The organism is Candidatus Anaplasma sp. TIGMIC, assembly GCF_028204095.1.
GTDB lineage: Bacteria > Pseudomonadota > Alphaproteobacteria > Rickettsiales > Anaplasmataceae > Anaplasma.
The window spans coordinates 1-8,478 of the sequence record NZ_JAQLOH010000035.1 but is presented as its reverse complement, the minus strand read 5'-3'; the positions used below and the strand labels follow the sequence as shown (position 1 = coordinate 8,478).

The following is an 8,478-nucleotide window of genomic DNA, read 5'->3' as shown; positions in this document are numbered from 1 at the left end:
AGGTATCTTCCCACGGGTATAGACATTTACGGCGGTACCAGAGAGCTTTCAGAATGCCGATAGCTCTGAACAGTACCCAACATACTCCTCGAGTAACTTGTCATAGATCTGATGACCACTGCAGAACAGGCATTGCCGCGGCAAAACCCAAGAGTATGACGCTATTGTGTACGAGGTATCTTCCCACGGGTATAGACATTTACATCAGTAATGAGAAAAGCTACTAGGATGCTTACAAATCTGAACAGTACCCAATGTAACTTGTCATAGATATGATAGCCGCCGCAGAACAGGTATTAACATGGAAACCCATGTCTTACCACTTAAAGGAAATCTTTTCTCTACACGTACGTTTATATGGTTGTCACAAAAGTAACAACACGTAAATGTGACCATGGTTCCGGAAGGAACATCACGTTCTTCATATGCGCTTTGACACAGCACTTTCCACGCATCTAGTTCCTAAACAACAAAATATAACAGACGATCTGTACGCACAAAAAACCAGTACGACCTACCGTACCTTAGAAGATTAGAGCTCTCTGCCGCAACACTATCCACTTGCACGGCACCATCAAAAGCAAAACGTTGCTACGGAATCAACCACAGTCCACAGTATTTCAAAACACAGTGTGTAACCGTTTATGTAGTGCCGCTCCTTAACTTCGACGCAAAGCCCTACCTTCTTAACTAGATGCAATGCGCTCCGCTCTGCTACTACGTACACACCTGCATACAATGTCAGTCAATATTCCCCTACTCACCTGAAGCGTCTCTTTACACGGAGAAGCTCGGAAGTCTATCCTAATGCTATCAGAAAACATAGTTTTCACAGGTAAATTGTAATAGTCTTCTCTCTTCACCAGAACGTCGGTACCCAAATTACCCCAATACGCATGAATATAGCGACGTATTATGTCAGGTACCGTACACGTTTTTTCATGTAGCGGCTTTTCCTTACGCAACAAGCATAGCTCCTTAGCATCCCACATCCATACAGCCAAATGAACAAAGAACCTGAGTACAGTTGGGTCTTTCCACATAGCGCAACCACATATGTATTCCAGGTCTTTAAACCTCTCTATCATGCTGCATATCTTGTCGTTCTTTTGAACTATGTACTCATCCAGTGGCTCTTCTGTATTCCCAGTAAAGGGTTTTGCTCCCACATGGTAACTAAGTGTACTCAGTATAGTTCCCTCCTGCAGCGAGCTTATGAGAGTCCCGTTAAAATTCCTAAGTCCCAACCTAATGCCTGCAAGTACTTCAACATAACCCGTTGTAGTTAGCAGCGTCCTATGGGCTCTTGTCTTGTAAAAATATGGGACCATGATGGAACACAGAGCAAAAAACTCACGACCTTTTCTGCTCAACACATCAGACAGCTGCTCAGACGTAACATTGTCCGAAGAAACAGTGGCTAAATCCGCCATATGGCTCCGCATGATTTTGTACTTGCTCCCACTTTCAGAGCACAGATCAAAGTACACATCACTGAGTAGCGTTCCATTAAACCTAGCGCGGCCAAATGATGACATAGCAACGTGGAGAGCGGCTTCCCTCCTCCCTTTATCACTCATCATAATGCCATACAGCCATGACTTTATGTCTTCTCGGTAAAACACCCTACACTTTGCCGGAGCCAATACGGCGTACATCATTACCAACATATGAGTGAGGCTTTTTTCAGCCAAAACTTTTTCCTGTTTTGATACAGAATACGCGTCTACACCCGCTATCAGTTTTTCTAAAAATATTACCTCGCGCTCACTGAGATATCTACACGTACTCGCATGTATAGCCTTTCTGTCACCCCATGCGTCTCTACTAAATGCTATGACGTTTAAAAATACCTGTTTGTATTCATGTATAGCAAACCAAGACCCAGGAAATTCGCTAAACACGCTATCACTTTTTGCGATTATTAGCTTGTCTTGACTAGGAGATGGTGGATATGCCAGGCCCATACAGCAATAACAAAAGAATCTGTAAAACTTTATGCCTTCACCTGATGATAACTTTTCCGACGTGGCCATTGAATACAATATGTATTCGGCCATGTGGTCGCGAAAATCCGCCTGCATAGAGAAAAGTAAATATTCATCGTGTGGTTCTACAGCGATAATCCTACCAATGACCTCTTCCATAGAAATATTGTCTGGGTTTCCACCCAGCATGTTGCTCATAGATAACTTTCTGTCGAGCACCAATCTGAAGTACATCTCGTCAACGGGACTTCTGAAACGAACCTTATAGGCTACGCTATTACTCCTACGCACTCTATACCGCGGTAGCGCACCTGCATGAACCGTATAACTGCCTGGAGATATGCCAAGCCCCCTTCCTGCTGTTGTCTTAAGAACGCGGCAATTATGAAGATCTATCCCGTCTGTAACGGCAATATCGTCACGATTAACTCCCGGCGGCTCCAAAAACGCGGTAACGTAGAAGCCATCAGGCGCATGATCATCATCCAGATCCCTGCACGTGATCCTGTAGAGAATATAGGCAGAAGTAGAAACAAGAAATGCTGACAGAACAATCAGCGCAGTGGAGACATGGTCACCAAAGCCACGCCTCACCCCTGTAGACACCGCACATGAGAGCGCGACTACTGCAACAGCATAGGTCGCTACCGCAGCTACAGACATAGCAACACGTCTATCCATAGACACCACCCACTAGGTAGCAAAACCATCAGGACACACGTACCACTCTCTGCACAACTAATAGCATATGTATTGACCAAAATCTAAGCATTTTTGCACCATTTTCTAGCGCAGCACGAAAACAGCACCCCACTACGGCAAGCTACGTCGTAACACACATCTGTAAGTCAATAACTGCGTCACACAAACAGTACAAAAAAGAAGCCAGACTAAAGGCATTTTGACGCTGGCGCTAAGATAATTCAGTGCATGTCTCGTAATGAAATGTCGCTTTTTTACTCTGCCATATCATGACCGTTACATTTCTTCCCTACCATCCTGGTAACGCATATATCTGACCATACATTCAGTGCAGTCTCAAACATATCTATTAAGGTATATATGGGCAGTATCAAACCCATGACATGCAAGGGCACCTTCATGAACACCAAATAACTCATAACCACAAAATAGCACCCCATAGGAACACCGGCATTGCCTACAGCGGCTATAACGGATAATACTATCCACGTGAGTAACTCTGCTGCTGAAAAAACGTGCGCGTTGACTTCACAAACAAAAAGTACCGTTATGAGTATAAACGATGCACAAGCATTCATGTTTATGCTTGCACATAGCGGTAGCACAAAAGACGTGATTTTCTTTGATTCCCCCAGCTTTTCATTTACACACTTTACCGCCACTGGCAGCGCAACAACAGACGACCGAGAGAAGAATGCCGTAATCAAAGCCGGTATCGCGCTTTTAAATGTTGGTAACACAGGTATGCCGTTAAGCTTCATAAAGGTAGGCAACACGATGAACGCCTGAACGGCATTAGATAACAAAACACACAGTATATATTTTGTGAGCCCATGTGAAAAATTCGCGCTCTGTGGGGTGTACAGAAATGTTGTTACAAATCCCCATACCGCAATAGGCATAAGGTATGCTATCAAACCTGCAACATGAAGCAAAACATCAAACAGCGCGGAAAAAAATGTGTTCAGACATTTACGCTTATCTTGCTCAATAAACAGACACCCCACACCCAAAAGGAATGATGCAGTGATGCAACCCATAATGTTGTTGTCGAGGAAAATTTTTACAAAGTTATCCGGAAATACAGATATAAGGTGAGAACTGTAGCTCCAGCTCTCGGTATCGGTAACACCACCAGAACCTGCAAGCTCTACTCCCCTTGACGGAGAAATAATCAGGTATATCGCAAGACCTACTGCCGCTGCAACGAATGTAGTCAAAAGCGTGTAAAATAGGGTGCTACCTATAAGCCTTTTAGCATCTCTGGGCTTGCTGAAGCTAGAAAACGTAGAGACTACCGACAGGAAAATCATAGGGATGCCTACAAGCTTTAGCAAGTTCATGAAAAGCGTAGTGGTTACCTGAGCTATTTCCTTAAGTACGTGTACGTCAAAGTGCTTGGTCAAAAATGCAAGACCTACAGCAAGAAAAATCAGGAAAAACCTAAACATACCTATATCCCAACAATCAGCGTGCTAACAGTAAACCGAAGTATCCCAGCGTTACTCTTGTAATAACACCGCAAGAAAAACCGAACCAATGCGAGTATCGAAGTGACTGGCCCCTATACCCACTTTACCAGTGGTGGCATTGACATCATGATTGCATCGGGATCTCCGTCAGTCATGAGCCCAAACCTGGTGCCCCTGTCGTAAATTAAATTAAATTCCACATATCGCCCGCGCTTTAGTAGCTGGTACTCGCGCTCCTCCTCACTCCATTTCTGGTGCATCCTTTTTTGCACTATAGCTGGATATACCTCCATAAAACATTCCCCTACAGCACGTGTGAATGCAAAATCGTTATCGAAGTCCCCCTGCAAGTAGTCGTAGAAAATACCTCCGACACCCCTTGCCTCCCTCCTGTGAGCAAGATAAAAATACTCATCGCAGTTTTTCTTAAATTGGCTATAGTACTGCGAATTAAACTTGTCGCATGTCGCTCGTACGCTATCGTGGAAAAACTCGGTATCGTCATCGTTACTGTATATCGGAGTGAGATCAATACCGCCTCCAAACCATCCCTTGGAAGTACAAACAAACCTGGTGTTCATGTGCACCGCCGGCACAAATGGCGAGCACATGTGCGCCACCACTGAAACTCCACTTGCCCAAAACTCACCACCAGATTCAGCAGCACCGGGAATTTCTGCCGCAAAACCATCTTGCATCTTGCCATACACTGTGGAGAAATTAACGCCAGCCTTTTCGAAGACGGTTCCGTACAATACTACAGACTCTCCGCCTCCACCCCCGCTTCTATTCCAGCTTCGCTTCTTGACAGTCGGCACCTGGTCGGAGAATTCGGACTCTATCATAAAAAACTTATCCACTATCCTCTCTCGCAGAAGAGAAAACCACTTGGTAACCTCTTCTTTGTGTACGTCTGTAACCCAAGAACTACACACCACCAGTCATACCTATCAATAAAAAGCACACAATACTACGCAACGTGGAAACAGCCCCCAGAGGAGACTTTTTGCCAAACCCGTAAGAGAACATACGCTACTGTTCCAGAAAATTACCCTAGTCTTTACCAAACTCACCACAGATACTTGCACCAGTTCCATTGGTCGTAAATAACTCCAGAAGTAATACATGCGGTATCGTGCCATCCACAATCTGTGCTGTACCGCAAGTTTCCCTAGCAAACTTTACACAAGTCTGCAGTTGATGCTCCAAAGTGCTACTGACTTTACCATCGTTGATCAGTTTTTCTGCCCTATCTGCGGATCCTATGAGTAGATCGTTCTCTTGCTTTATAGTCTTGATATCCTCAGCTACATCTGTAAGAATAACCAGCTTTGCCGCCGATATTGCGCAAGCTATAGCTCCAGCAACCAAGTCAGGATTGACAACGTGCGTAACACCGTTCGGCCCCCTGCATATCGGAGCAATAACGGGAATAAAGTCAGACTCTTCCAAGAAAAACAAAAGGTCTGTATTCACACTGTTGGGCTCGCCCACAAACCCTATATCCATTATTTTTTCTACGTTGTTCGGCTGGCCATCTCTTGCCGTGAAGCAAACTTTCTTCGCCTCCATCAAACACGCATCTTTCCCGCTTATCCCAACAGAAAAGCCACCATTGTCGTTTATTGTCTGCACTATCTCTTTATTTACCAGCCCAGAAAGGACCATCTCTGTTATTTCCAAGGTCTCTGAGTCCACAACACGGAAGTCATTTACAAAAACTCCTTCCTTCTTACCAAACTTCTCAAGAACCTCCTCTACGCGTTGATTGCCTCCATGAACAACTATCGGGTTAATACCCACCTGTTTCAATAGCACGATGTCGCTAGCGAAACTTTCGGCAAGTTCTTTATCTCTAATTGCGGTACCATCAAGCTTTATAACAATGGTCTCACCGGAGAACTGCTGTATACACCTTATAGATCCTGATAGCTCCTTTGCCTCATTTAACCATTTACTATCACCACAGAGCCGACCTACGTCACCACCCTTATTACCAATTTCGTTATCTCCATCAGATGCACCTTGAAACTTCATGAGCCAACTCCTTTATTCCCTTTCCGGACTTACTGCTCACCCACATTATTGGGTTCAGCAAAAATCTACCGCCCTTTACTTGGTCCCACACAAAAGAAACCATACCATTTAGCCCTGTAGCAGAAAGCTTATCTGCCTTTGTCAGAACCACACTGTAGTGAATATTGTACTCCTCTAGCCAGTTTAAAAAGTCCCTATCTATGTCTTTGAGCCCGATTCTAGAATCTATAAGCAAAACCAACCTCTGTAAAGCTTCCCTGCTCATCAGGTAATGCTCCATAACACCCAAATATCTATCTACTTCTTGCTTGGATGCCTTAGAGTAACCATACCCAGGAAGATCTACCAGCACTACCTTAGTGCCAACATATAAGTTAATCTGCCTGGTTGAGCCCGGATTCGATGAAACCTTAGCGTTGTTCCGATTGTGTGTTATAGCATTGATTAAGCTAGACTTTCCAACATTAGACCTGCCAGCAAAAGCTATCTCCGGCAGATTGAGATCGGGAAACTGGCCAATATCTCTGACGCCGGCAAAAAACTTGCAACCTGACAGCATAATAGTACCCTACACATATATGTATAACGGGCCCAAAGCAGCCCTAACACCAAAGTATACAGCTCGCAATAAAATGCTGAAGCGTTCTCTTGTTACCGTACCTGGTAGTCATAGTATAGATCCGCTAGAGTTGCCTTGTACATAAATGACTTTACATACCAATCATCATTTCAGGGTCAATACAAGGTGCCGCACTGCGTAACACACTGCTGTAGGTCTGTTTCGCCACATTAACGTAGAGGCAATATGCGTAATTTAATTGCAAAACAAGACTCAAAAATCTACAATCACATGTATGGGGCCGCTCGGTGACTTTTGGCCTTGTTTTGGTATGTGGTGGCTCGCTCTGAGCGTTTAGAAATGCAGGTAAAGTTATGAGCTTTGAAAGCAGCCTCGAGGGGCTGTGTGAAAAATTTCGTGTTTTAAAGCTTCAGCTTTCAGACCCGAAGACTATAGGCACGCAAGCTTTTGTCTCTGCGTCGCGTGAGTATTCAGATTTGCTACCCATAATGGCGTTGATAGAGCAATATCAGTCTGCTCAAAAAGAAATTGCGGAGTTGGAAGAACTTGCAAGCTCCGTTGACACGGATGCTGAGCTGCGAAACCTTGCAAAGGACGAAGCCCATGCGAAACAAAAGCTTCTTCCAAAGTTAAAACACGAGCTCCAGCTCTCTCTGTTACCCAAAGACAAGGATGATGAGCGCAATGCGATTTTGGAAATTAGAGCTGGTACAGGCGGTGAAGAAGCAGCATTGTTTGTTTATAACCTTTACCGAATGTACATAAAGTACGCAGAGAGAAAAAACTGGAAGGTCGAACACATAAATATATCTACCACCGGCATAGGTGGATACAAAGAGGCTACTCTTAGCATCGGCGGGAAAGACGTTTTTGCACGTCTAAAGTTTGAATCTGGCGTTCATAGAGTGCAAAGGGTCCCTGAAACTGAATCTTCCGGCAGACTTCACACATCTGCAGCAACGGTGGCGGTTCTTCCGGAAGTTGAAGAAGTAGACCTGAAAATCGATGAGAAGGATCTTAGAATAGACGTTTATCGCTCTAGCGGCCCTGGCGGACAGTCAGTTAACACCACAGATAGCGCGGTAAGGATCACGCACGTCCCTACGGGAATAGTCGTAATTCAGCAGGACGAAAAGTCTCAACACAAAAACAAGAGTAAGGCACTGAAAGTTCTTAGGGCAAGACTCTACTCCATAGAAAAACAAAAAATAGAAGATGAAATCTCAAAAATGAGAAAAAGCCAAATAGGCTCCGGAGACAGATCTGAGCGTATACGGACATACAATTTTCTGCAGTCTCGAATTACAGATCACAGAATAAACCTCACGTCCTACAGGCTTGACTACGTAATGAGAGAAGGAGACTTAGACGAGTTCATTGATGCCTTGGTGGCTGACGACCAAGCAAACAAATTGAAACAGATTTCCTACTGATTCACACATCCGCGCTGAACAACAACGACAGAAACACATGCCATGCCGTAAATTCGGGCAGCTTAGCTGCGGTACGCGCTGTATCATCTAGGGACTAGCGACACATAACGCGAGCATGTACGTCCGCCGTCGCATGCGATCATCAGAACTGCAGTTACATTAGTGCTAGTGTAACATTGCCGTATCACGGCCAATGGCGTGCTTTTCGCCGCTCAGACCTCAGACCTCAGACCTCAGACCTCAGACCTCAGACCTCAGACCTCAGA

The 8,478-nt window shown here is 44.7% G+C and carries 8 protein-coding genes; 2 read left to right on the top strand and 6 right to left on the bottom strand.

Annotated elements, in window-relative coordinates; translation table 11 throughout:
- Window positions 1-227 (top strand): hypothetical protein (locus tag PGW94_RS03935; RefSeq protein WP_271758854.1); only part of this gene is annotated, 227 nt, incomplete at its 5' end.
- A 347-nt stretch (window positions 228-574) separates the two neighbouring features.
- Here PGW94_RS03935 and PGW94_RS03930 read toward each other — a convergent pair.
- From PGW94_RS03930 to yihA, 6 genes are all read right to left on the bottom strand, one after another.
- On the bottom strand, window positions 575-700 hold the full coding sequence (locus PGW94_RS03930; RefSeq protein WP_271758852.1) for a hypothetical protein: 126 nt from the start codon (window positions 698-700) through the stop codon (window positions 575-577).
- Window positions 687-2,669 carry a hypothetical protein gene (locus tag PGW94_RS03925; RefSeq protein ID WP_271758850.1) on the bottom strand — a complete coding sequence of 661 codons (1,983 nt, stop codon included), beginning with the start codon at window positions 2,667-2,669 and terminating at the stop codon, window positions 687-689. The genes PGW94_RS03930 and PGW94_RS03925 overlap by 14 nt, the downstream gene beginning before the upstream one ends.
- 275 nt (window positions 2,670-2,944) lie before the next feature.
- Window positions 2,945-4,141 carry a dicarboxylate/amino acid:cation symporter gene (locus PGW94_RS03920; RefSeq protein WP_271758847.1) on the bottom strand — a complete coding sequence of 399 codons (1,197 nt, stop codon included), beginning with the start codon at window positions 4,139-4,141 and terminating at the stop codon, window positions 2,945-2,947.
- Window positions 4,142-4,254: 113 nt separating this feature from the next.
- Window positions 4,255-5,103, bottom strand: coding sequence for an oxygen-dependent coproporphyrinogen oxidase (gene hemF, locus PGW94_RS03915; protein WP_410519531.1), 849 nt, complete (start codon window positions 5,101-5,103; stop codon window positions 4,255-4,257).
- A 112-nt stretch (window positions 5,104-5,215) separates the two neighbouring features.
- A complete protein-coding gene (gene argB, locus PGW94_RS03910) occupies window positions 5,216-6,199 on the bottom strand; it encodes an acetylglutamate kinase (protein WP_271758843.1) in 984 nt (327 codons plus the stop codon).
- The gene (gene yihA / locus PGW94_RS03905; protein ID WP_271758841.1) at window positions 6,177-6,758 is read right to left on the bottom strand and encodes a ribosome biogenesis GTP-binding protein YihA/YsxC; all 582 of its coding nucleotides are present in this window, start codon (window positions 6,756-6,758) and stop codon (window positions 6,177-6,179) included. The genes argB and yihA overlap by 23 nt, the downstream gene beginning before the upstream one ends.
- Before the next feature lie 374 nt (window positions 6,759-7,132).
- On the opposite strand from yihA, the gene prfA reads away from it, so the two are divergent.
- Window positions 7,133-8,212 (top strand): peptide chain release factor 1, encoded by a 1,080-nt coding sequence (gene prfA, locus PGW94_RS03900; RefSeq protein ID WP_271758839.1) that lies wholly within the window; start codon window positions 7,133-7,135, stop codon window positions 8,210-8,212.
- The last annotated feature ends 266 nt before the right edge of the window (window positions 8,213-8,478 follow it).

What these genes read in the sequence shown, in the direction of transcription:
- PGW94_RS03925 (WP_271758850.1), bottom strand. Translation starts at nt 2,669, where the DNA reads ATGGATAGACGTGTTGCTATGTCTGTAGCTGCGGTAGCGACCTATGCT.
- prfA (WP_271758839.1), top strand. Translation starts at nt 7,133, where the DNA reads ATGAGCTTTGAAAGCAGCCTCGAGGGGCTGTGTGAAAAATTTCGTGTT.
- PGW94_RS03920 (WP_271758847.1), bottom strand. Translation starts at nt 4,141, where the DNA reads ATGTTTAGGTTTTTCCTGATTTTTCTTGCTGTAGGTCTTGCATTTTTG.
- argB (WP_271758843.1), bottom strand. Translation starts at nt 6,199, where the DNA reads ATGAAGTTTCAAGGTGCATCTGATGGAGATAACGAAATTGGTAATAAG.
- yihA (WP_271758841.1), bottom strand. Translation starts at nt 6,758, where the DNA reads ATGCTGTCAGGTTGCAAGTTTTTTGCCGGCGTCAGAGATATTGGCCAG.